Below are 21,262 nucleotides of genomic sequence, written 5' to 3'. Positions count from 1 at the left end.
GTGGTTCGATCATCCTGTTGCAGAAGGATCAGATATTACTCTCGGTGAACTTCTCGTAATACAGCTGAATCGCCTTATGTGGCTGTTCCTGCAGCCAGTTTCGGATGGATTCGACCATCGGCGGCGGACCGCAGACGTACATGTCGGCTTCGTTGTCGCGCAGTTCGCTGCTGTCCAGGTGCTCGGCGATATAACCGCGCTTGCCCGACCATTGGGCGTCGGGCTCGCTGAGCACCGGGGTGTAGCGAAAGCCCGGAATGCGCTCGGCGTAGGCGGCAATTCGCTCGCCTTCGCACAGGTCGGCGGCGCCGCGCACTCCGTAATACAGGTGCACCGGCTGCTCGCAGCCCATGTCGGCCAGTTGGTCGAGCATGCCCAGCAGGGCCGACAACCCGGTGCCGCCGGCCACCAGGATCAGCGGCTTGGCGACATGGCGCAGGTAGAACGCCCCCAGCGGCGCTTCCAGTTGAAGGGTGTCGCCCACCAGGCAGCGCTCGCGGATGTAGTTGCTCATCACCCCGTCGGGCAGCAGGCGGATCAGAAACTGCAGCTGGTTGTTGCTGTCGGGGCGGTTGGCGAACGAGTAGGAGCGCTTGTTCGACGTGCCGGGCACCGTCAGCCGCGCGTATTGCCCGGGCAGGAAGTCCAGGGTCGGCTCGCTGCTGCCCAGGTCCAGGTAGAGGATCGCGGTGCTTTCGCTGACCTGCCGGACCTCGATCACCGAGCCGCTCAGGGACGCGGGCCCGGAGCTGTTGCACAGGCTGGAGTCGAAGTCGAAATAGAACGCCGCGTCGGACTGTACGCGGGTCTGGCAACTGAGCATCTTGCGTTGCTCAAGGTCCTGGGCGGTGAGGGCTTCCTCGTCGACGTAATCCTGGCTGTACTGGCCCGACTCACAGCGGCCCTGGCAGGTGCCACACACGCCTTCGCGGCAGTCGAGGGGGATATTGATGCCGTTGCGCAGCGCGGCATCGAGCAATATTTCATTGGGTTTCACGGGGAAAAACAGCGTCTTGCCATCGGCAAAGCTGAACGCGACCTTGTGGTTCATGGCGATGTCCGCGGCGTCAGAGGTGATAGAAATCGAGCACTGAGTTGATGCTGTCGTTGAGCAGCAACACGTGCTTGCGGTTGATCAGCCAGCTGCCCTGGTGGGGTGTGAGGCGGTACGTGGCCTGGCCGTAGAACTGCTCGGACGTGGCCAGGCGATAGAACAGGGTGTGCCAGTTGAGGCGCACTTCGAGGCTGCCGTCGCCCTGTTCGGCGATGCGTACGTTGTTGATCAGGTGCAGGGTGCGTGGCATCGGTGTGGCGGAAGCGGCCTTGCCGGTGCGCAGGCGAAACACCCGGTCTTCCAGGCCGCCACGGTTGGCGTAGTAGATCAGCGACATCTCGCGCTTGGGGTCGCGGGTGTAGACGTGCTCGGAATCCCATTGCGGCAGGTGGAACTCGCTCTGCGGGTCGAACAGCGCCAGGTAGGCGTCCCAGTCCTGGGCATCGCACAGCTCGGATTTACGGTAGAAAAACTGCTCGATCTGGTACTGCAATTGCGCATTCATGGTCATACCTCCCGCAGCTTCAGGGATTGGGCGTCGAGGCCGTCGAGCAGGAACTTCTGCCAGTTGCTGTGCTGGTTGACGTACAGCCCTTCGTGGGTGAATTCGGCGCCGGTCATGGCCGGTTGAATGCCGATGGCTTCGCTGTTGGCCGTGGGCCCGGTGAGCCAGCGATGGTTGCCGCGGGAGATATCGCTCCAGCGTTCCAGGCGTGCCTGGAAACCCCGCTGGGCTTCACGGAATTCCACCAGGTCATCGGGGGTGCCCATGCCGGACACGTTGAAGAAATCCTCGAACTGGCGAATGCGGTTTTCGCGGTCGGCATCCGACTCGCCCTTGACCCCCAGGCACTGGCTGACGATCTCGGTCTTGTTCCAGGCCACCGGGCGGATGATCCGCAACTGCGAGCTGATCTGGTCGAGGAAGAACAGGCTTGGGTAGATGTTCAGGTTGCGCAGGCGGTGCATCATCCACTCGGCCTTGGCCTGGCCGTGCTCTTCGATCAGGCGCGGCATGATGGTGGCGTAACCGGAGCGCACGGCCGGGTTCGGCATGTCACTGAACAGCACGCTGTGGCCGTTGTTGAAGGCGAACCAGCCGTCGTCGGTATTGGCATCGCCGGCGCCGAGCTTGCTGTAGTCCAGGGTCCCGGCGCTGCTGGTGCCGTTTTCGCTGTTGACCTGCTGGCGGTGCTGCACGGTGGCCACGTAGTTGTAGTGCACGGTGCTGACGTGATAACCGTCGAGGCCGTTTTCGTTTTGCAGCTTCCAGTTGCCGTCGTAGGTGTAGGACGACTTGCCGGGCAGCACTTCCAGCTCACCGGTGGGCGACTGCGCGACCATCATGTCGAAGAACACCCGGGCATCGCCGAGGAAGTCTTCCAGGCTGTTGTCGGCGTTCACGTCGAGGCTGATAAACACAAAGCCCTTGTAGCTTTCGATGCGGGCCTTTTTCAGGCCGCGAGTGGCTTTGTCGAAGCCTTCCGGGTATTCGCCCGGGGCCTTGACCTTGACCAGGCGGCCGTCGCTTTTGTAGCACCAGGCGTGGAAAGGGCAGGTGAAGGTCGACTGGTTGCCCTTGCCGACCCGGGTCAGGGTGGTGCCGCGATGCTGGCAGGCGTTGATCAGCGCGTTGAGACGACCCTCGCCGTCGCGGGTGATGATCATCGGCTGGCGCCCGGCGCGCATGGTCACGAAGTCGTGATTGTTGGCCAGTTCGCTTTCGTGGCAGGCGTAGATCCAGTTCTTCTCGAAGATCAGCTCCATCTCCAGATCGAACAGCTCGGGCTCGGTGAAAATATCCCGGGCAATTCGGAACACGCCGTCGGCCGGACGAAAATCGAGGCAGCCCTCGATGAAGCTTTTCCATTGTTCTGTGGTTCTTGCACCATTCATGAGTCGGTACCTTTTTATTCAGGGCAATCAGGTGCGCTCATTAGAGGGAGTGACGGCCCCGGGTGGCTATCCGCTTAATTGCCCAAGGCCATCCAGAAAATTGCCGCCGCTCACCCCTGTGCCGCTGCCGAGCCCGCGACGCTGCGCTGTCCCTCACATCCACCCAAACAACTCCCTGCCCCCTCCGAGGTAACACCCCAGCGCTCCCGCCTGTGCGTCTAATACCCAACCCGGTGCACCACTCGACCAACGGCTGCACTGCGATGCAGCGATGGGCTAATGTGGCCGACAGCAGCGAGGCATGTTCAGGGGACGGCAGCCGGGTGTTATCCACTTAGTCAGGGATTGTTATCCGCTAAGTAGGCGGTGGTCGTTTCAGGCGCAGAACTTGCTGTTCAAGCGAGAGACGCGCCGTCAGAGCGCGCAAAAAAATTGCCGTGGGTGTACCTGATGAACAGCAAAGCCGATTCGCAGTTTCGCGATATCTGTATCGACCACTACGACCTCGAAAGCGCCAGGAGCTGGATGTCCGGCATCTGCGGGCCGCACCGGCTCGAAACCGCGAATCCCGAGCGCATCCGCTTTCACCACAGCGCCAATGTCTTCAAATCCCGCGCCACCACCCTGGGGACCATCGAGTACGGCACCGATGTGCGGGTCGATATCGAAGACGCCGAGCGCTTCAGCAGCTACAGCCTGAGCCTGCCCTTGAGCGGCGAACAGGAGCTGAGCCGGGATGGCCGCCTGCTCAAGTCCAACCGCGACCAGGGGGTGATCATCTCGCCCAACGAAAGCCAGGTGCTGTCGATCTCCGGTGACTGCCGCAAGGTCCAGGTGGTGATCACCCGTGCAGCCATGAACGAGGCGCTGGAAGTCCTGCTGCAACGTCCGCTGGACGCGCCCCTGCGCTTCGAGGCGGTGATGGATGCGGTGGATGGCGCGTCCGCGTCGTGGTGGCGCATGGCGCGTTATTTCATCGCCGAGCTGGAACGCAGCAACGTGCTCTACGAGCAACTGGCCTTTACCCGCGACATCGAAAGCTCGCTGATCAAGGGCTTGATCCTGGCCCAGCCGAACAACTATTCCGATGAGCTGGGCGAGGTGTTGCAGGTCAAGCTGCCGCACTACCTGGTTCGTGCTCGGCAGTACATCCACGACAATGCGCGCGAGGCCATTCACCTCGAAGACCTGGAGGCCGCCGCCGGGGTGTCGCGCTTCAAGTTGTTCGAGGCGTTCAAGAAGTACCTGGCCCTGTCGCCGATGGTCTACCTGAAAAAATACCGCCTGAACGCGGTGCGCCGGGAAATCCTCGAGCATGGCTCGGCGCGCAATATTTCCGAGATCGCCCTGGGCTGGGGCTTCACCCACCTGGGGCGGTTTTCCGCGGAGTACCGCAAGCTGTTCAACGAAGCCCCCAGCGCCACCCTGCAACGCAACGAGGCCCGCAGCCTGCGCCGGTTCTGACGACCGGGAGCAGGCCTTGTTGCAGCTATTTTCTGGGCAGCAGGTCCAGCATTTGCGAGCTTTCCTTGATCTTCTGCAGGACGATCTCGGAGCGGATATCGGTGACTCCCGAGGTGCGGTTCAGGTGATTGACGATGAAATCCGAGAAGTGCTTGAGGTTGCGCGCCTGGATCCGCAGCACATAGTTGCTGGCGCCGGTCACCACGTAGGCGGTGACCACTTCGGGCCACTGCTGGACCTTCTTGATAAAGGTCTCGTGCCAGTCGTCGACGTCCTGGCGCAGCGACACATGGACGATGGCCTCCAGCTCGATGCCGAGGCGCTCGGCATTCAGCTCGGCGCGATAGCCATTGATGATTCCTTCGCTCTCCAGCAGGCGCAGGCGGCGCAGGCAGGCGGAGGGCGACAGGGCGACTTTTTCCGCCAGCTCATGGTTGCTGATGCGCCCGTCCTGTTGCAGTACATGCAGGATGCGCAGGTCTGTGGAGTCGAGAATCATGGTTGGCATTTATCCGCGTTTTTCAGGGTTTAAGTCGAAGAATCTTCGAGTCAACTACGATCGGGTCGCTCATTTTGCACGAAAATTCTTTAAAGCATCGTTCATTATTTACCCAGCGTACAGGGGCCGCCAGCCCCTGGAGAGCGTCCCTCGACCCCGGCGCGAAGCGCAAGCCGCCGCCCGTCGAGACGCTGACTCATCCCTGACCAAGGAAATTTCATGACTACCAGAAACGCTTGCCTGGCCCTCGATGCAGAAGATTCGCTGGCCCCGCTGCGCCAGCAGTTTGCCTTGCCGCAAGGGGTGATCTACCTCGATGGCAACTCCCTCGGTGCGCGGCCGGTGGCTGCCCTGGCGCGGGCACAGCAGGTGATTGAGCAAGAGTGGGGCAATGGCCTGATCCGCAGCTGGAACAGCGCCGGCTGGCGTGCCCTGTCCGAGCGCCTGGGCGACCGGCTGGCCGGTTTGATCGGGGCGGGCGCGGGCGAAGTGGTGGTCACCGATACCACCTCGATCAACCTGTTCAAGGTGCTCAGCGCGGCGTTGCAGGTGCAGAACCTGCGGGCTCCCGGGCGTCGGGTGATCGTCACCGAAAGCAGCAACTTCCCCACCGACCTGTACATCGCCGAAGGCCTGGCCGAGATGCTGCAACAGGGTTATTCGTTGCGCCTGGTGGACAGCCCCGAAGAGCTGCCTCAAGCCATCGACCAGGACACCGCAGTGGTGATGCTGACCCACGTCAACTACAAGACCGGGCACATGCACGACATGCAGGCCACCACTGCGCTGATCCACGAGTGCGGCGCCCTGGCCATCTGGGACCTGGCCCACTCCGCTGGCGCCGTGCCGGTGGATTTGAAGCAGGCCGGTGCCGACTACGCCATCGGCTGCACCTACAAATACCTCAATGGCGGCCCGGGCTCCCAGGCGTTCGCCTGGGTCGCGCCGGCGCTGGTCGACCTGGTGAAACAGCCGCTTTCGGGCTGGTTCGGCCATGCCCGCCAGTTCGACATGGAATCGCGTTACGAGCCGAGCAGCGGCATTGCCCGCTACCTGTGCGGCACCCAACCGATCACCTCGCTGGCGATGGTCGAGTGCGGCCTGGACATCTTCGCCCAGACCGACATGGCCAGCCTGCGCCGCAAGTCCCTGGCACTGACCGACCTGTTTATCGAACTGGTCGAGCAACGCTGCGGCGCCCACGGCTTGACCCTGATCACCCCGCGCGAGCATGCGCGTCGTGGCAGCCACGTCAGCTTCGAGCACCCGCAAGGTTATGCAGTGATCCAGGCCCTGATCGCCCGTGGCGTGATTGGCGATTATCGCGAGCCACGTATCATGCGTTTCGGCTTTACCCCGCTGTACACCAGCTTTACCGAAGTCTGGGATGCGGTGCAGATCCTTGGCGAAATCCTCGATCAGAAGACCTGGGACCAGGCGCAATTCCAGGTGCGCAATAGCGTGACCTGACACCGACGCCCTGGAACCTGTTGATGATCTGCTGCGCTTCGCTCATGCGGCGTTAAACATCGCTGAGCGTCGCTCGTTAGATCGTCAACAGGTTCCTGTACGCGTTGAAATTCTCTGCCGCCACGGGTTTGCGCCCTGGCGGCAGAGGCGTGCTGCGACATCGATAACAATAAAGGGGCACAAAAGTGACCACGACCAATAAGGGTTTTGAGGCGATTTCCAATCGCGAACTGGGGCTGCGACGTCAGCTCACTTCGGGGCAGATGAGCATGATCGCCATCGGTGGCGCGATCGGCACCGGCCTGTTCATGGGCAGCGCCTACGCCATCGGCTATGCGGGCCCCAGCGTGCTGCTCAGTTATGCCATCGGTGCGCTGATCACCTTGATCCTGATGGGCTGCCTGGCGGAAATGACCGTGGCCCACTCGACTTCCGGTTCATTCGGCGCCTATGCCGAGTTCTATATCAGCCCGCTGGCCGGGTTCCTGGTGCGCTATGCCTACTGGGCGGCGATTGTGCTGGCGGTCGGGGCGGAAGTGACGGCCATCGCCATGTACATGAAGTTCTGGTTCGCCAACGTGCCGGAGTGGGTGTGGATCGTCGCCTTCTCCAGTGTGCTGATCGTGCTCAACGCCATCAGCGTGAAGACCTTCGGTACGTTCGAATACTGGTTCTCGACCATCAAGATCGGGGCCATCGTCGGCTTTATCATCCTCGCGGTGTATGTGGTGTTCGGCTCGGGCAACGCCGAGTACGGGGTGCACAACTACACCGCTCATGGCGGCTTCTTCCCCAACGGTTTCCAGGGCATGTGGATTGCGGTGATCGTCTCCATCTTCAGTTACCTGAGCGTGGAAATGATCGCGGTGGCCGCCGGTGAAGCCGAAGACCCGGAGCGCGCGGTGAAGAAAGCCTTTCGCGCGACCATTGTGCGCCTGGTGGTGTTCTACCTGCTGACCCTGGCCCTGATGCTGGCCATCGTGCCGTGGGTCCAGGCCGGCAAGGCCCAGAGCCCGTTCGTCACGGTGATGCAGACCATCGGCATTCCGGGGGCCACCGGGGTCATGAACTTCGTGATCCTGATTGCCGCGTTGTCGGCGATGAACAGCCAGCTGTACATCACCACGCGCATGATGTTCAGCCTGTCCCGCGCCGGTTATGCGCCCAAGTCCATGGGCGCCCTGAGCAAGAACGGGATCCCGCTCAATGCCTTGATCCTGTCCAGCTCGGGCATTGCCCTGGCGACCCTGGTCAACGTGCTGTACCCGGAAAGCTCCTTCACCTTGATGATGGCGATCTCGATGTTCGGCGCGATCTTTACTTGGTTCATGATTTTCCTCACCCACTACTGCTTCCGCCGCTACCACCAGAAACACGGCGAACAGAAACTGTCGTTCCGCATGCGCCTGTTTCCCTACAGCACGCTGCTGGGGCTGGTGCTGATGGGCGCGGTAATGATCACCACGGTGTTCACCGAGGCTTTCAGGATGACCCTGGTGTTTGGCGTGCCGTTCCTGGTGATCCTGTCCGTGGTGTACTTTTTCTGCTTCCGCAAACCGCGCGTCGAGGCCGGCTTGGCGCCGTTGCCCAAGGTGTAAGCACAACACTTAACCAGTGGCGGGCTGCCACCCTTGTGGCGAGGGAGCTTGCTCCCGTTGGGCAGCGTAGCGGCCCCAAGCCCGCCACTTCGGTCTATCCGGCACACCGCGCGCTCAGGTGTTACGGTCGCTGCGCAACTGAGCGGAAGCACGCTCCCTCGCCACACAGCCTCCAGTGTCGCTGCGGTGTTCTAGAGGGTGCCCAGGGGGCATTGATGGCGCGCGGTTTCCAGCTGGGCTTCGAAGTCATCGATGCGGGCGTGCAGCTGTTGCAGGGAAGCGATCTGCTGCGCCAGCTCGCGCTTTTTGCCGGCCAGGGCTTCCCGCGCCAGCTCCCAGGGGAAGTCCGGGCCGCTGTGCCGGGCCAGTAACCCTTGCAGTTCCTTGAGCTTGAAACCCAGTTGCTGGGCGCATTTGATAAAGATCAGCAGGTCGACGCTCTGCTGGTCATAGAGTCGGTAGTTGCCCTGGCGCTGTGCCGGCGGCAACAAGCCGATGCTCTCGTAGTGGCGAATGGTCTTGACCGTGGTCGCCGACAGCTGCGCGGCTTTGCCGATAAACATGCACATTCCCTTTTCCAATGCCGCCGACAGCGTGTAAGCGTCGGCGCATTATCCGAGAGAATCAGCGGCTGGCAAGCGCCGCCGCCTGCTCCAGCCAACCCTGTTGCCGCGCCTGGCTGGAGCCCAGGATCGGGCCGAAGGTCAGGGTCTTCAGTGGCCGGATACCGCAGAACGCCAAGGTAGTCTTGCGCACCTGATGCAGCCCGGGCATGTGGTAGACCCATTGGTAGTACCAGGGCGGGGTGTCCATCGTCACCAGCAGGTCGGCGGTGCGGCCTAGCAGCAGCTTTTCGGGGAAGGCCTTGCCCGGGCGGTACTTGAAGGCGAAGCCGGGCAGGAACACCCGGTCGAAGAAGCCCTTGAGCAGGGCCGGAATCCCGCCCCACCAGATCGGATAGACCAGGGTCAGGTGTTCGGCCCAGCTGATGTCGGCCTGGGCCTGCAACAGGTCGGCCTCCAGGGGCTGGATCTGCTGATAGCCCTCGTGCAGCACCGGGTCGAAGTCCAGTGTGCCGAGTCGCAGTTGCCGCACTTCGTGCCCGGCCTGCAGCGCGGCCTGCACGTAACGCTCGGTCAACGCGCCGCAGAAACTGGCGCTTGAAGGGTGGCCCAGAATCACCAGTATGCGTTTGCCCATTGCCGACTTTTCCTTGAATAGCAAAACCCCAGGTTAAAGCCGGCCCCTGGGGGGAGAGTCAAGCCGGGACCAGGGCCTCCAGCAAGGCACGGGCATAGGCCGGCAGGGCGCCGAGGTCTCGGGCACAGAGCAGCAGCTTGCGCTGGGCCCAGGGCTCCCCGAGCGGACGCACCTGTAGCGCCAGCCCCGGGGCGCAACGCTCCAGCGCCGCCTGCGGCACCACCGCGAGACCCGCACCGTGGGCCACCATGCGCAGCACGCCATCGAAACCATCGGCCCGGATCCGTATCTGCATCCGCAGCCCGGCGTGCAGCGCCTGTTCTTCCAGGTACACCGCCAGGGCGCTGTGGGCGGCCAGGCCGACGTAATCGTGATGCAGGGTGTCGCCAAAGCGCAGGTCCGGGTGGCTGGCCAACGGATGATGGGTCGGCATCACCAGCAGCAGCGGGTCGTCGCGAAACGCCCGGGTGTCCAGGCCCTGGGTGTCCACCGCGTCGGAGACGATGCCCAGGTCGGCCGCGCCCTGGCGCAGGGCGTGGGTGATGCGCTGGCTGGGCAGTTCCTGCAGGTCGATGTCGAGGTTGGGGTGTTGGCAGAGAAAATCCGCCAGCAGCTCCGGCAGGTATTCGGTGATCGCCGTGGTGTTGCACAGCAGGCGCACCCGGCCTTTTGCGCCTTGGGCGTACTCGGCCAGTTCCTGGCGCAGGTGCTCGGCCTGTTGCAACAGGATTCGGGCGTGCTGCGCCAGGGCTTTGCCGGCGGCAGTCGGGGTCACGCCGCGCCGGCCACGTTGCAGGAATTCTATCCCCAGGGAGGCTTCCATGGCCCGGATACGCGCACTGGCTGCGGCCAGGGACAAGTGGCTGCGCAGCGCGCCCGCGGTGATATTGCCGGCCTCGAGAACATTCAGGTACAGCCGCAAATCCACTAAATCAAATTGCACAGTCGCCTCCACCACTGCTGTCCTATAGGTCATAGCCTCTTGCTGGGAGAGAGGCTGGCTCAGTATATGGCAGATTTTCAGGGGCCTGCCCAGGGCTCAGGATAGGGCCATGAATACTCTTCTCGCGTTTTATCAGAACCTGGGCCAGGCCCTGTCATTGTTGGTGGTTGGCACCTTTTTGCTGGCCGGAACGATCAAGGGTGTGATCGGCCTCGGGCTGCCGACCATTGCCATGGGTCTGCTGGGTATGGCTATGGCCCCCACGCAGGCTGCCGCTCTGCTGATTATCCCTGCCACCCTGACCAACCTCTGGCAGCTGGCGTTTGGCGGGCATTTGCGCGGCTTGCTTGAACGCCTGTGGCCGTTGTTGTTGATGATCGTGCTCGGCACCGGGGCCGGCACTCTGTGGCTGGGGATCGACGGCGGGGGCGGGGTGGTGCGGGCATTGGGCGCGGCCTTGTTGCTGTACGCCCTGAGTGGCCTGTTGCTGCCTACGCTGCAGGTGAGCCCACGCCATGAGCGCTGGCTGGGGCCGCTGTGTGGCCTGGTGACCGGAATCATCACTGCGGCCACCGGGGTCTTTGTGATTCCGGCGGTGCCCTATCTGCAAGCCCTGGGGCTGACCAAGGATCAACTGGTCCAGGCCCTGGGCCTGTCGTTCACTGTCTCGACCCTGGCCCTGGCCGCCGGGTTGTTATGGCGCGGCGCCCTGGGCGGTGGCGAGTTGAGTGCATCGCTGCTGGCCCTGGCGCCGGCGCTGCTGGGGATGTGGTTCGGGCAATGGCTGCGCCAGCGCATCAGCGCCCGGTTGTTCAAGCGGGTGTTCTTTATCGGCCTTGGGGTGCTGGGGGCGCATCTGCTGGTCAGTGGCTAGGGACACGCCAGCCCTCAATTCAGGCCCGCGCGGGGGCAATAACGGCGCTCATCCAGCATTTTCGGACACTCCTTAACGCTCATCAGAAACACTTCGAATAGGGTGTTCGACGATGAAAAGGAGGGCCGCGATGGCCGATACCGTTCGATGACGATCACTGGCAACAACCGCCGCCTCCCTATGCCGGGAGGCCAGTAATTCATGCCCCGAGAGTCGTTATCGACCCTGGCGTTGTATGCCCTGGCATCGCTGGCGGTGTTCCTGGCGTTCTATCTGACCTCAAGAAGCATTTCAGGCGTTCACCGCTCGCCGCGCAGGTTCTGGTGTTTCTTTGTGCTGCTGGTGCTGTGGGGCGCAGGTCAACTGAGCGTGGCTCGTTACGGTTGCAGTGTTTTTCAACTCCCGTCCAAGGACTTTCCGGAACGCGACTGCATCATTCGCTGGGTGGCTTTTATAAGCGCCGCGCTGCAGATGTTTTGTCTGCCGAGTTCGGCCAATCCTGAACCGTGGTTTTCCCGAAAAGCCAGGCCTCGCTAATCAATCTCGCCCCGCTTGCTGCGCCGGCGCTATCAGCCATTCGCCGAAGATTGGCTCAGCATGTCGATCCGCCGAATCTCGAAATCCCGCTCCAGGTAGTCCATGCGCTGTTCGAAAAAACGTTTCATGTGCGGCAGGTTGGAATGCACGTCCAGGTGCGCCCGGGATTGCCAGATCTCATAGAAGATAAACAGCGTCGGGTCCTGCTGGTCGCGCAGCATGTGGTACTCGATACAGCCCGGCTCGGCACGGCTGGGTTCGACGTAGGCGCGAAACAGCGCCTCGAAGGCCTCGGCTTGTTCGGGGCGGGTTTTGGCATGCAGGATAAAACCGTGTTGCTCGGACATGGGGCGCTCTCGCTGAGTAGGATTTAAAAATCCTATAACAACAATCACCTGGTTATTCGTGCGTATAGGTCAAATGTATTTTGTCCGACCCAGGCTTATTCCCGCGCCTGTGCATCGATACCCTGCCGCCATCGTTTTTAATCTTTTCAACTCGGCGCCAGGCACAAGCCACGCGCCAACGGGTTGTTCCCGATGAGGCTGGATCATGAAAAAAGTACTGTTGCTCAACGGCGGCAAAAAGTTCGCCCACTCCGATGGCCGCTACAACACCACCCTGCATGAAACCGCCCTGGCGGTGCTCGACCGTGGCGGCGTGGACGTCAAGGTGACCCACATCGACGCGGGTTACGACATTCAGGAAGAAGTGGCGAAGTTTCTCTGGGCCGACGTGATCATTTACCAAATGCCGGGCTGGTGGATGGGCGCGCCGTGGATCGTCAAGAAATACATCGACGAAGTGTTCACCGAAGGCCACGGCAGCCTGTACGCCAGCGATGGCCGGACCCGCTCCGACGCCTCGCAGAAGTACGGCAGCGGCGGCCTGTTGCAGGGCAAGCAGTACATGCTGTCGCTGACCTGGAACGCGCCGCAGCAGGCGTTCGATGACCCTAGCGACTTCTTCGAAGCCAAGGGCGTGGATGCGGTGTACTTCCCGTTCCACAAGGCCAACGAGTTCCTGGGCATGGACGGTTTGCCGACCTTTCTCTGTGTCGACGTGATGAAGCGCCCGGCCATCGAGGCCGACATCAAGCGCTACGAAGAGCACCTCCAGACCGTGTTCAATCTGCCGGCGTAAATCCGACTACTATTGACGGCCTTGAAAGCGCCTATGCGCTTTCGTCGCGAGGGTTCATGCTCCCTCGCAGCGCCGTTAATTGTTGCCAGAGAGGGTTCACGTGAAAGCCAGATCCGACGAATTGCAGATTTTTGTCTGCGTCATCGAATGCGGTTCGATTTCCGCCGCAGCCGAGCAGATCGGGCAGACCCCTTCGGCGGTCAGTCGCACCTTGTCGCGGCTCGAGGCCAAGCTCGACACCACCCTGATCAACCGCACCACCCGGCGCATGGACCTGACGGAGGAGGGCAAGTACTTCTTCGAACAGTCCAAGCTGATCCTCGACCAGATGGACGAGCTTGAAGAGCGCCTCAGCTCACGCCAGCAGACCCCCTCCGGGCGCTTGCGGATCAACGCCGCGTCACCCTTCATGCTGCATGCCATCGTTCCCTATGTGGCCGAGTTCCGCAGCCTGTACCCGGATATCCAGCTGGAACTCAACAGCAATGACCTGATCATCGACCTGCTGGAACAGAGCACCGACATCGCCATCCGTATCGGCGTGCTGGCCGACTCGACCCTGCATGCGCGCTCCCTGGGCTGCAGCCCGCTGCACATCCTCGCCAGCCCGGCCTACCTGGAACGTCACGGCACGCCGCAGAGCGTGGCGCAGCTGAGTGAGCACACGCTGCTGGGCTTTACCCAGACCGAGACCCTCAACCACTGGCCGCTGCGCCACGTGCACGGTGATCGCTGGCAGATCGAACCGGGCATCAGTGCCTCCAGCGGTGAAACCCTGCGCCACCTGGCGCTGGAGGGGCAGGGCATTGCCTGCCTGTCGCACTTCATGACCATCGACGACATCAACGCCGGGCGTCTCAAGGTGCTGCTGGCCGAGGCCAACAGCGGCTACCGCCAGCCGATCAATGCCGTGTACTACCGCAACTCGCAGTTGGCGCTGCGCATCCAGTGTTTCCTCGACTTCATCCAGGGCAAGCTGGCCGGCTACGCCAACCCGGTGTTCAAGGGCTGATTCGTGACTCCCACGCAAGATTGAATTGGGCCAGCCTGGCTGTTTCCGCACGGAGCAGGCCTCGATACTGGCGGCATCACTTTTCAACCCTGGGAGTTACTCCATGAACGTATTCGTTACCGGCGCGGCAGGTTTTATCGGCGGCTCGATTGCCACGGGGCTGGTCAAGGCCGGCCACCAGGTCACCGGCCTGGTGCGCAGCGCCGAACAGGCCGCAGAACTGAGCGCGCTGGGAATCACCCCAGTGCTCGGCACCCTGGACGACCAGGCCCTGCTCACCGAGCAGGCGCGCAAGGCCGATGCGGTGATCAACGCCGCCAGCAGCGATCACCGGGGCGCGGTGGAAACCCTGCTCGCGGCGCTCAAGGGCAGCCACAAAACCTTCCTCCACACCAGCGGTTCAAGCATCGTCGGCGACGCTTCGGGCGGGCACGCCAGCGACCGGCTGTACCTTGAGGACCAACTGCCGCAGCCCACGCCGGACAAGGCTCCGCGGGTGGCCATCGACAACCTGGTGCTGGCGGCGGCCAGGGACGGGGTGAACTCGGCGGTGATCTGCAACACCCTGATCTACGGCCACAGCCTGGGGGTCAAGCGCGACAGCGTGCAGTTGCCTCGGCTGCTGAAACAGGCACGCAACAGCGGTGTGGTGCGCCATGTCGGACCGGGGCAGAACATCTGGTCCAATGTGCATATCGAAGACGTGGTGGCCCTGTACCTGCTGGCGTTGACCGGCAACACCCCGGGTACTTTCTACTTTGTCGAAAGCGCGGAAGCCTCTTTTATCGAGATGACCACCGCCATCGCCCAGGCCCTGAACCTGGGGCAGCCGCAGGATTGGCCGCTGGCCGATGCCGAAGCCGAATGGGGCTATGAAATGGCCAACTATGGCCTGGGTTCCAACAGCCGGGTCCGGGGCAAACACGCTCGCGAACAGCTGGGTTGGGTGCCCAAGCGCACCTCGGTGGTGGAGTGGATCCGCAACGAAATGCTCTGATGTGCAGCCGCGTGCGGCAATGCCGGTTGCGTGCTTTTTTGGCGAGGCGTGACCGCCCTCGCCATCGATAACCTGTTCACCCCGAGCTGATCGACCTCAGCCCGGGGCCAACTTTTGTTGTTGATCCGATTTGCCCCGATCGCGAATTTGGGCATAAGGTTCTGCCTGTTAAAAAACAATAAAAGGACGGACTTCATGCGCATTGTGCTGTTTAAAACCTTGGCCCTGACGGTGGCCATTGCGGCCAGTTCCCAGGCGTTTGCCGTGACCCTGGAGGGCGGCGCGGTGGCCGCGCCGAACCAGTACGGCGCCGATGTCGCGGCACAGGTCCTGAAAAAAGGCGGTAACGCGGTGGACGCCGCGGTGGCCACGGCCTTTACCCTGGCCGTGACCTACCCCGAGGCCGGCAACATCGGTGGCGGCGGTTTCATGACCCTGTTCATCGACGGCAAACCCTACTTCCTCGACTACCGCGAGACCGCGCCCAAAGCCGCGTCCCGCGACATGTACCTCAATGAAAAAGGCGAAGTCATCGAAAACCTGAGCCTGGTGGGGGCGCGCGCGTCCGGGGTGCCGGGCACGGTGATGGGGTTGTGGGAGGCGCATCAGAAGTTCGGCAAATTGCCCTGGAGCGAGCTGATCACCCCGGCGGTGGGCTACGCGAAAAACGGCTTCAAGGTGGCCGACAAGCAGTATCAGTACCGCGAAGATGCGTTGAAGCTGTTCAACGGCAGCACCAACTTCGGCGACTATTTCGGCAGCATGAAACCCGGTGAAACCTTCCGTCAGCCGGAGTTGGCCGCGACCCTGGAGCGCATTGCCGACCAGGGCGCCAAGGAGTTCTACAGCGGCAAGACTGCCGATCTGCTGGTGGCGCAGATGCAGGCCGACAAGGGCCTGATCACCAAGCAGGATCTGGGCGACTACAAGGTCCAGTGGCGTGAGCCGCTGCAAGTGAGTTTTCGCGGCAACACCCTGTACACCGCGCCACCGCCCAGTTCTGGCGGCGTGGCCCTGGCCCAGCTGGTGACCATCAAGGAAGAGCGCGCGGCGGCATTCAAGGGCGTCGAGCTGAACTCGGCAAAATACATTCACCTGTTGGCAGAAATTGAAAAGCGGGTGTTCGCCGACCGCGCCGACTACCTCGGCGACCCGGCGTTTTCCGAGGTCCCGGTCAAGCAACTGACCGACCCGGCCTACCTGAAAAAACGCGCGGCCGAGGTCAACCCGGACGCCATCTCGCCCACGGAAAAAGTCCGTCCCGGCCTTGAGCCGCACCAGACCACCCACTTCTCCATCGTCGACGCCCAGGGCAACGCGGTGAGCAACACCTACACCCTGAACTGGGACTACGGCAGCGGCGTGGTAGTCAAGGGCGCGGGCTTTTTGCTCAATGACGAAATGGACGATTTCAGCTCCAAGCCCGGGGTCGCCAATGCCTTTGGCGTGGTCGGCGGCGACGCCAATGCCATCGCCCCGGGCAAGCGCATGCTGTCGTCCATGAGCCCGAGCCTGGTGACCCGCGATGGCAAGGTCACCCTGGTGCTGGGCACGCCCGGCGGTTCGCGGATCTTCACCTCGATCTTCCAGGTGCTGAACAACCTCTACGACTTCAACCTGCCCCTGGAAAAAGCCGTGGCCGCGCAGCGCGTGCATCACCAGTTGCTGCCCAAGGACACGATTTACTTTGACGCCTACGCGCCGCTCACCGGCAAAGTCGCCGATGAGCTCAAGGGCATGGGTTACACCCTGGAAGACCAGGGCTGGGAGATGGGCGATATCCAGGCCATCCGGGTCACTGGCAACCGGCTGGAAACCGCGTCCGACCCACGGGGCCGTGGGGTGGGCCTGATCGTCAAGTAACCCATGGGCAGCGCCGGCTCGCCGGCGCTCAACCTGGCTGCGCCCCGCCCGCCGCCGCGCAGCCTGTCCGGGGGGCGGGACGTGATACCGCTCCCCGGCGCCGGCCAACTGGCCGAATCGCCCTCAATTCCGTAACATTCCCCGCCTTCTTCCCGCCACGCCCAGGCCCGGCACCGCCGGCCTGCATTGTAGGTAACCCATGAAAGTCACACGTCTGCGGGCCGATGCCCTGGCCGGACTCACCACCGCGTTCGCCTTGCTCCCCGAATGCATCGCCTTTGCCCTGGTGGCCCACCTCAACCCGCTGATGGGCCTGTATGGCGCCTTTATCATCTGCACCCTGACCGCGCTGTTCGGCGGCCGGCCGGGCATGGTCTCGGGGGCCGCCGGCTCGATGGCGGTGGTGATTGTCGCCCTGGTGGTGCAGCACGGCGTGCAATACCTGCTGGCCACGGTGTTGCTGGGCGGACTGGTGATGATCGCCTTCGGCCTGTTGCGCCTGGGCAAGCTGGTGCGCATGGTGCCGCACCCGGTGATGCTGGGCTTCGTCAACGGCCTGGCGATCATCATTGCCATGGCTCAGCTGGAGCACTTCAAGAGTGGCGAACACTGGCTCAGCGGCAATCCGCTGTATGTGATGAGCGCCCTGGTGCTGCTGACCATGGCCATCGTCTACCTGCTGCCGCGCCTGACCCGGGCGGTGCCGCCGGCCCTGGTGGCGATTCTTGGGGTGGGGGTGCTGGTGTACCTGTTCGGCCTGCCGACCCGGACCCTGGGCGACATGGCGCACATTGCCGGCGGCCTGCCGAGCCTGGCCTTGCCCCAGGTGCCGTGGACCCTGGAAACCCTGGGCATCATCGCCCCCTACGCGATCCTGATGGCCCTGGTCGGCCTGCTGGAAACCCTGCTGACCCTGAACCTGACCGATGAAATCACCGAGAGCCGGGGCTTTCCGGACCGTGAGTGCGTGGCCTTGGGCGCGGCCAATATCGCCTCCGGGATGTTCGGCGGCATGGGCGGCTGCGCGATGATCGGGCAGACCGTGATCAACCTGAGTTCCGGTGGCCGTGGCCGGCTGTCGGGGGTAGTGGCGGGGGTGATGATCCTGCTGTTTGTGCTGTTTCTGTCGCCGCTGATCGAGCGCATCCCGCTGGCGGCGCTGGTGGGGGTGATGTTCGTGGTGTCGCAGCAGACTTTCGCCTGGGCCTCGCTGCGGGTGATCAACAAGGTGCCGCTCAACGATGTGCTGGTGATCATTGCGGTCACCACCATCACCGTGTTTACCGACCTGGCCACTGCCGTGCTGTGCGGGATCGTGATTGCGGCGCTCAACTTCGCTTGGCAACAGGCCCGCGAGCTGTATGCCGACAGCCATCTGGAGGCCGACGGCAGCAAGCATTACCAGTTGCACGGCACCCTGTTTTTCGCCTCGACTGCGCCGTTTCTCAACCAGTTCGACCCGGCCAACGACCCGCCGCACGTGACAATCGACTGCCGCCACCTGAGTTTTGTCGACTACTCGGCCATTGCCGCCCTGATGACCCTGCGCGAACGCTACGCCAAGGCCGGCAAACACCTGCGGGTCCTGCACCTGTCGGAACGCTGCAAAAAACTCCTCAAGCGCGCCCGCGTGCAACACGACTGACGTAACCGAGTTGTAGTCGCTGCCGAGCCCGCGAGGCTGCGCTGTCTCTGCCAGACACCCGATTAGCCCCGGGAAATAATGTCGTCCCCAAGGGCAGCGCAGCCTGGCGGCAGCGGCTGCAGGTTTGCCGAATTTACGCGGGCCCGCCCCCCGAACACAGCCACTGGCCCCAGCAACGATTGCAAAAGGCCGCTATGAAAGGCGGCATTTTGCTGGCCCCCGGCACTGCGCTTCGTTGCCAAACTTGCTGTCTTTTCAGAAGCTTAGGTGTTGGCTAAATGCGGACTTTGGTATTGCCCCTGGCGCTGTTGGTCCTGGCGGGTGGCTCTTTTGAGGTGCAGGCCCGGGAGTTGAGCAAACGTGAGCGTTTTGCCTGCAGTTGGGGTTCGGGCATCGCCGCCGGAGCCCAGCAGTCGAAGCTGTCCGGGGTGTCGCTGTATGGCGCGCGCAAGCAGTTGCAGGTGCGCAAATTCCCCCAGCCGTGGATGCGCATGTCGGCCATGGGCATCACCGAGCAAACCTACAACAGCCAGTCGCGGCTCAAGCCGGCTGCGGTCAAGCAGACCTATTACGAACAGTGCACGCAGCATGATTTCGCCCGCCGCTAGGGCCTGAAACCTTTTCCCCGAGCCCCTTGCCTGCCGCCCCGGTGCACCGCTGTGCACCGGGCACAGCATCCCGAAATGGGATGAAAATACGCCTGCCGATTTTCATAACCGACGCTGGCGCATGTCGTTTCGCGACAAAGCGTATCTCTTCACGAAAGTTAGTTTCATATGGTTTGAAAGTTGCTCCTCGAAATGCTTTAAGAGTTTCACAACCATTCGACGTGACCCTGTCTTTCGAGGAGTAACGCATGACACCTGCATCGGGATACTGGCTGCTGGGCTATGCCGCCATGGCCATCATTGCGCTGATCGTTCTGATCGCGCGCTATCGAATCAATCCATTTATCGTCATCACCCTGGTCTCGGTGGGCCTGGCGCTGCTCGCCGGGATGCCGCCGTCGGGGGTGATCACCGCCTACGAGGCCGGGGTCGGCAAGACCCTGGGGCATATCGCGCTGGTGGTGGCCCTGGGCACCATGCTCGGCAAAATGATGGCCGAGTCCGGCGGTGCCGATCAGGTGGCGCGGACCCTGATCGACCGTTTTGGCGAACGCAACGCGCACTGGGCCATGGTCTGCATCGCCTTCCTGGTGGGCCTGCCGTTGTTCTTCGAGGTCGGGTTCGTATTGCTGGTGCCGATTGCCTTTACCGTCGCGCGCCGGGTCGGGGTCTCGATCCTGATGGTGGGCCTGCCCATGGTCGCCGGGCTTTCGGTGGTCCATGCCCTGGTTCCGCCGCACCCGGGGGCGATGCTGGCGGTGCTGGCGTATCAGGCATCGGTGGGGCAGACCTTGCTCTACGCGATTCTGATCGGGGTGCCGACCGCGATCATCGCCGGGCCGCTGTACGCCAAGTTCATCGTGCCGAGCATCCACCTGCCGGCGGACAACCCGCTGGAGCGCCAATTCACCGAGCGCGAACCCCGCGAGCGCCTGCCCAGCACCACGCTGACCCTGTGCACGATTCTGCTGCCGGTGGTGCTGATGCTGATCGGTGGCTGGGCCAACCAGTTGTCCACCCCAGGCACCGGCTTCAACCAGTTCCTGCAATTTATCGGCAACTCGGTGATTGCCCTGTTGCTGGCAACCCTGGTGAGCTTCTGGACCCTGGGCATCGCCCAAGGCATGAGCCGCGCCTCGATTCTCAAGTTCACCAACGAATGCCTGGCGCCCACGGCCAGCATCACCCTGCTGGTGGGCGCTGGCGGCGGCCTGAACCGGATTCTGATCGACGCCGGCGTCACCGAGCAGATCGTCGGCCTGGCCCACGAATTCCAGCTGTCGCCGTTGTGGATGGGCTGGCTGTTCGCGGCGCTGATGCGGATTGCCACCGGTTCCGCCACCGTGGCCCTGACCACCGCCTCGGGGGTGGTGGCACCGGTGGCGATTGGCCTCGGCTATCCGCACCCGGAACTGCTGGTGATCGCAACCGGCGCCGGCTCGGTGATCTTCTCCCATGTCAACGACGGCGGCTTCTGGCTGATCAAGGAATACTTCAATATGACCGTGGTCCAGACCTTCAAGACCTGGACGGTGCTGGAGACGCTGATTTCGGTGATCGCCTTCGGCTTGACCCTCGGTCTTTCGGAGTTGCTGTAGATGGACATCCTTTATCAGATTCGCGCCCGCCAGGACTCCTTCAGCGCCGGCGAAGGACGCATCGCCCGGTTGATGCTGGACGACGTCGGGTTCGCCGCGTCCGCCAGCCTCGACGAACTGGCGCAGCGCGCCGAGGTCAGCACTGCGACCCTCTCGCGCTTTGCCCGCAGCGTGGGCTGCCGCGACCTGCGTGACCTGCGTCTGCAACTGGCCCAGGCCAGCGGCGTCGGCAGCCGCTTTCTCGACCCCACCGGCGCGCCGGAGTCGTCGGGGTTTTACCGGCAGATCCTCGGCGATATCGAAACCACCTTGCATCAGCATCTGGCCGGTTTCGACGAGGCACGTTTCACCGATGCCGTGCGCCTGCTGGGCAAGGCGCGGATGATCCACGTCTTCGGCCTGGGTGGCTGGTCGGCCCAGTGCAGCGACGAATTGCAGGTGCGCCTGGTGCGCTTTGGCTATCCCATCGTGGCCTGCCATGACGCGGTCATGATGCGGGTCACCGCTGCGGTACTCGACGAAGAACACCTGGTGGTCGCCTGCTCCCTGACCGGCCGCACCCCGGAGATGCTCGACGCCGTGGCCCTGGCGCGCAACTATGGGGCCAAGGTCATCGCCATCACCCGCAGCGCTTCGCCGCTGGCGCAGTTGGCCGACGTGCTGTTGCCGCTGCAAAGCGCCGAAACCTCATTCATCTACAAGCCGACCGCCGCGCGCTACGGCATGCTGCTGGCCATCGACGTGCTCGCCACCGAAGTGGCGCTGGTGCTGCCCGAGGAAAACCAGGAGCGCCTGCGCCGGATCAAACTGGCCCTGGACGACTACCGCGGCGGCGATGACCACCTGCCGCTGGGAGACTGA

The 21,262-nt window shown here is 63.0% G+C and carries 21 protein-coding genes; 13 read left to right on the top strand and 8 right to left on the bottom strand.

Annotation, left to right across the window (positions count from 1 at the left end; genetic code table 11):
• Positions 1 to 28 precede the first annotated feature (28 nt).
• The 3 genes from antC to antA are packed head-to-tail and all read right to left on the bottom strand — an operon-like array spanning position 29 to position 2,950.
• Positions 29 to 1,051 carry an anthranilate 1,2-dioxygenase electron transfer component AntC gene (gene antC, locus AC19YX_RS32840; protein WP_500607895.1) on the bottom strand — a complete coding sequence of 341 codons (1,023 nt, stop codon included), beginning with the start codon at positions 1,049 to 1,051 and terminating at the stop codon, positions 29 to 31.
• 16 nt (positions 1,052 to 1,067) lie between these two features.
• Positions 1,068 to 1,559: an anthranilate 1,2-dioxygenase small subunit gene (gene antB / locus AC19YX_RS32835; protein WP_078474052.1), complete on the bottom strand. Its 492-nt coding sequence runs from the start codon at positions 1,557 to 1,559 to the stop codon at positions 1,068 to 1,070.
• 2 nt (positions 1,560 to 1,561) lie between these two features.
• Positions 1,562 to 2,950: an anthranilate 1,2-dioxygenase large subunit gene (gene antA, locus AC19YX_RS32830; RefSeq protein ID WP_078474051.1), complete on the bottom strand. Its 1,389-nt coding sequence runs from the start codon at positions 2,948 to 2,950 to the stop codon at positions 1,562 to 1,564.
• A gap of 450 nt (positions 2,951 to 3,400) precedes the next feature.
• On the opposite strand from antA, the gene AC19YX_RS32825 reads away from it, so the two are divergent.
• The gene (locus AC19YX_RS32825; protein WP_078474071.1) at positions 3,401 to 4,414 is read left to right on the top strand and encodes an AraC family transcriptional regulator; all 1,014 of its coding nucleotides are present in this window, start codon (positions 3,401 to 3,403) and stop codon (positions 4,412 to 4,414) included.
• A gap of 25 nt (positions 4,415 to 4,439) precedes the next feature.
• Here the strand turns inward: AC19YX_RS32825 and AC19YX_RS32820 are convergent, their stop codons facing one another.
• Positions 4,440 to 4,913, bottom strand: a complete 474-nt coding sequence (locus AC19YX_RS32820) for an Lrp/AsnC family transcriptional regulator (protein ID WP_500607903.1) — start codon at positions 4,911 to 4,913, stop codon at positions 4,440 to 4,442.
• 219 nt (positions 4,914 to 5,132) lie between these two features.
• On the opposite strand from AC19YX_RS32820, the gene kynU reads away from it, so the two are divergent.
• Together kynU and AC19YX_RS32810 are read left to right on the top strand one after the other, a co-directional pair.
• Positions 5,133 to 6,383: a kynureninase gene (gene kynU / locus AC19YX_RS32815; protein ID WP_078474049.1), complete on the top strand. Its 1,251-nt coding sequence runs from the start codon at positions 5,133 to 5,135 to the stop codon at positions 6,381 to 6,383.
• 185 nt (positions 6,384 to 6,568) lie between these two features.
• Positions 6,569 to 7,981 carry an amino acid permease gene (locus AC19YX_RS32810; protein ID WP_078474048.1) on the top strand — a complete coding sequence of 471 codons (1,413 nt, stop codon included), beginning with the start codon at positions 6,569 to 6,571 and terminating at the stop codon, positions 7,979 to 7,981.
• A gap of 191 nt (positions 7,982 to 8,172) precedes the next feature.
• Here AC19YX_RS32810 and AC19YX_RS32805 read toward each other — a convergent pair whose 3' ends face one another.
• The 3 genes from AC19YX_RS32805 to AC19YX_RS32795 form a co-directional block, all read right to left on the bottom strand.
• A complete protein-coding gene (locus AC19YX_RS32805) occupies positions 8,173 to 8,544 on the bottom strand; it encodes a MerR family transcriptional regulator (protein ID WP_500607894.1) in 372 nt (123 codons plus the stop codon).
• A gap of 61 nt (positions 8,545 to 8,605) precedes the next feature.
• Positions 8,606 to 9,181: an NAD(P)H-dependent oxidoreductase gene (locus AC19YX_RS32800; protein WP_500607893.1), complete on the bottom strand. Its 576-nt coding sequence runs from the start codon at positions 9,179 to 9,181 to the stop codon at positions 8,606 to 8,608.
• A 58-nt stretch (positions 9,182 to 9,239) separates the two neighbouring features.
• Positions 9,240 to 10,124, bottom strand: a complete 885-nt coding sequence (locus tag AC19YX_RS32795; RefSeq protein WP_500607892.1) for a LysR family transcriptional regulator — start codon at positions 10,122 to 10,124, stop codon at positions 9,240 to 9,242.
• Positions 10,125 to 10,233: 109 nt separating this feature from the next.
• Between AC19YX_RS32795 and AC19YX_RS32790 the strand changes: the two genes are divergently transcribed.
• Together AC19YX_RS32790 and AC19YX_RS32785 are read left to right on the top strand one after the other, a co-directional pair.
• Positions 10,234 to 10,998 carry a sulfite exporter TauE/SafE family protein gene (locus AC19YX_RS32790; RefSeq protein WP_500607891.1) on the top strand — a complete coding sequence of 255 codons (765 nt, stop codon included), beginning with the start codon at positions 10,234 to 10,236 and terminating at the stop codon, positions 10,996 to 10,998.
• A 201-nt stretch (positions 10,999 to 11,199) separates the two neighbouring features.
• Complete coding sequence (locus tag AC19YX_RS32785; protein ID WP_500607890.1) at positions 11,200 to 11,535, top strand: hypothetical protein; 336 nt, start codon at positions 11,200 to 11,202, stop codon at positions 11,533 to 11,535.
• Between the two features lie 32 nt (positions 11,536 to 11,567).
• Here AC19YX_RS32785 and AC19YX_RS32780 read toward each other — a convergent pair whose 3' ends face one another.
• The gene (locus AC19YX_RS32780; RefSeq protein WP_500607889.1) at positions 11,568 to 11,882 is read right to left on the bottom strand and encodes a putative quinol monooxygenase; all 315 of its coding nucleotides are present in this window, start codon (positions 11,880 to 11,882) and stop codon (positions 11,568 to 11,570) included.
• A gap of 205 nt (positions 11,883 to 12,087) precedes the next feature.
• Here AC19YX_RS32780 and mdaB point away from each other — a divergent pair, with 205 nt between their 5' ends.
• From mdaB to AC19YX_RS32740, 8 genes are all read left to right on the top strand, one after another.
• Positions 12,088 to 12,678, top strand: a complete 591-nt coding sequence (gene mdaB / locus AC19YX_RS32775) for an NADPH:quinone oxidoreductase MdaB (RefSeq protein WP_078469702.1) — start codon at positions 12,088 to 12,090, stop codon at positions 12,676 to 12,678.
• Positions 12,679 to 12,778: 100 nt separating this feature from the next.
• Positions 12,779 to 13,690: a LysR family transcriptional regulator gene (locus AC19YX_RS32770; protein ID WP_020299987.1), complete on the top strand. Its 912-nt coding sequence runs from the start codon at positions 12,779 to 12,781 to the stop codon at positions 13,688 to 13,690.
• Positions 13,691 to 13,793: 103 nt separating this feature from the next.
• Positions 13,794 to 14,687: an NAD-dependent epimerase/dehydratase family protein gene (locus AC19YX_RS32765; RefSeq protein WP_500607888.1), complete on the top strand. Its 894-nt coding sequence runs from the start codon at positions 13,794 to 13,796 to the stop codon at positions 14,685 to 14,687.
• 195 nt (positions 14,688 to 14,882) lie between these two features.
• A complete protein-coding gene (gene ggt, locus AC19YX_RS32760; protein WP_500607887.1) occupies positions 14,883 to 16,550 on the top strand; it encodes a gamma-glutamyltransferase in 1,668 nt (555 codons plus the stop codon).
• A 199-nt stretch (positions 16,551 to 16,749) separates the two neighbouring features.
• Positions 16,750 to 18,195 (top strand): SulP family inorganic anion transporter, encoded by a 1,446-nt coding sequence (locus tag AC19YX_RS32755; protein ID WP_078469705.1) that lies wholly within the window; start codon positions 16,750 to 16,752, stop codon positions 18,193 to 18,195.
• A 278-nt stretch (positions 18,196 to 18,473) separates the two neighbouring features.
• The gene (locus AC19YX_RS32750; protein WP_078469706.1) at positions 18,474 to 18,803 is read left to right on the top strand and encodes a hypothetical protein; all 330 of its coding nucleotides are present in this window, start codon (positions 18,474 to 18,476) and stop codon (positions 18,801 to 18,803) included.
• 248 nt (positions 18,804 to 19,051) lie between these two features.
• Positions 19,052 to 20,401, top strand: coding sequence for a GntT/GntP/DsdX family permease (locus AC19YX_RS32745; RefSeq protein ID WP_078469707.1), 1,350 nt, complete (start codon positions 19,052 to 19,054; stop codon positions 20,399 to 20,401).
• Complete coding sequence (locus AC19YX_RS32740) at positions 20,402 to 21,262, top strand: MurR/RpiR family transcriptional regulator (RefSeq protein ID WP_078469708.1); 861 nt, start codon at positions 20,402 to 20,404, stop codon at positions 21,260 to 21,262.

The organism is Pseudomonas sp. MF09150, assembly GCF_059862355.1.
Note: the sequence above shows the minus strand (reverse complement) of the source record. Positions and strands in the feature narration are given on the sequence as shown.